This is a genomic window from Micromonospora tarensis (assembly GCF_016803395.1).
Taxonomy (GTDB): Bacteria; Actinomycetota; Actinomycetes; order Mycobacteriales; family Micromonosporaceae; genus Micromonospora; species Micromonospora tarensis.
Genome location: NZ_JAEVHL010000499.1, coordinates 1 through 1,470 on the forward strand (window position 1 = coordinate 1; position 1,470 = coordinate 1,470).

At 75.2% G+C, this 1,470-nt stretch carries 1 protein-coding gene; it reads right to left on the reverse strand.

Annotation, left to right across the window (positions count from 1 at the left end; all coding sequences use genetic code 11):
• Positions 1 to 247 precede the first annotated feature (247 nt).
• Entirely contained in the window at positions 248 to 1,429 is a 1,182-nt protein-coding gene (gene coaE / locus JM949_RS35910) for a dephospho-CoA kinase (protein WP_203152469.1), read from the reverse strand.
• Positions 1,430 to 1,470 lie beyond the last annotated feature (41 nt).

A 1,470-nucleotide genomic window follows, 5' to 3' on the forward strand; every position in this document is an offset into this window, starting at 1 on the left:
GGTCGCGGGCCGTGCCGGATTCGCCGGCCTCCGGCGCGGTGTCGATCAGATCCCGCTTGAGCAGCAGGTACGCCGACCGTTGGTCCGGGTCGGCGCGCATCAGCAGCGCGTACCGCCTACTGGATCGACCGTGACGGTCGCTGCGCCGACTGGAGGTGCGCACCGCGCCGGGGCCTGGGCCCACCTGGACCTTCAGCCCGCGGTGGTGCCCCGACTGGCCACCAACCCTCGGCCCCGCTGAGCGCCCTCAGGGACGCCAGTCGGTCTGCGCGGCCCACTGCTCGGCCCGCAGATACTCCTCGTCGAACCACGGGTCGCGGGCCGTGCCGGATTCGCCGGCCTCCGGCGCGGTGTCGATCAGATCCCGCTTGAGCAGCAGGTACGCCGACCGTTGGTCCGGGTCGGCGCGCAGGTGGTCGCGCATCAGCAGCGCGTACCGCCAGCCCGGCGAGTCCGCCACCCGTACGTGCAGCCGCACCGGGCGAGCCGGGTCCGCGCTGCCGTGCAGCCGCTTCTGCCACCGCGCCCTGCCGGCCGGGCGCGGGTCGTCCCACCACTGCCCCGGCACCCGGGGGAACCCGGCGCCCGCCAGCCGGTCGGCCAACGCCCCGTCGGCGTCGGCGAGACTGGAGACCGCCACCTGTATGTCGATGACGTCCTGGGCGGCGAGTCCGGGCACCGCCGTCGAGCCGATGTGGTCGATTCGCAGCGCGTCCGCGCCGAGCGCGTGCCGGATCCGGGCGGCCAGCCGCGCGTACTGCTCCGGCCAGCTCGCGTCGGCTTCGGCCGGGTCATGCTGACCCGGCGGGGCCACCCGCCGCTGGCGCAGGTTCTCCTCGTAGGGCCGCAGCCGCTGCCTCCAGAGCGCGTCGACGGCGTCGTGCAACGCCGACAGGCTCCCGTCGTTGGTCAGCACCACGTCCGCAACGGCTCGGCGGCGGGCGTCGTCGGCCTGGGCGGCGATCCTCCGCTCGGCCTCCGCGCGACTCATCCCCCGGTCCCGGGCCAGCCGCTCCAGCCGGGTCGGCACGGCCGTCTGCACCACGACCACCAGGTGGTACGTGGGCGCGAGACCCACCTCGACCAGCAGCGGCACGTCGTTCACGACGATCGCGTCGGGCGCCGCCGCGGCGATCAGCTCCGCGGTGCGGGTCCGGACCCGGGGATGCGTGATCGCCTCCAGCCGGCGGCGGGCGGCCTCGTCGGCGAACACCACCGCTCCCAGTGCGGCTCGGTCCAGGGCGCCCTCGGCGTCCAGCACGGCGTCGGAGAACGCCTCGACGATCTCGATCAGCCCAGCCGTGCCCGGCGCCACCACCTCCCGGGCCACCTGGTCGGCGTCGACGATCACCGCGCCCCGCTCGGCGAGCCGGGCGGCCACCGCGCTCTTGCCTGACCCGATCCCGCCGGTCAACCCCACCCTCAGCACCCGACCAGTCAACCGGATCGGTGAGCCGTCACCAAACCCAC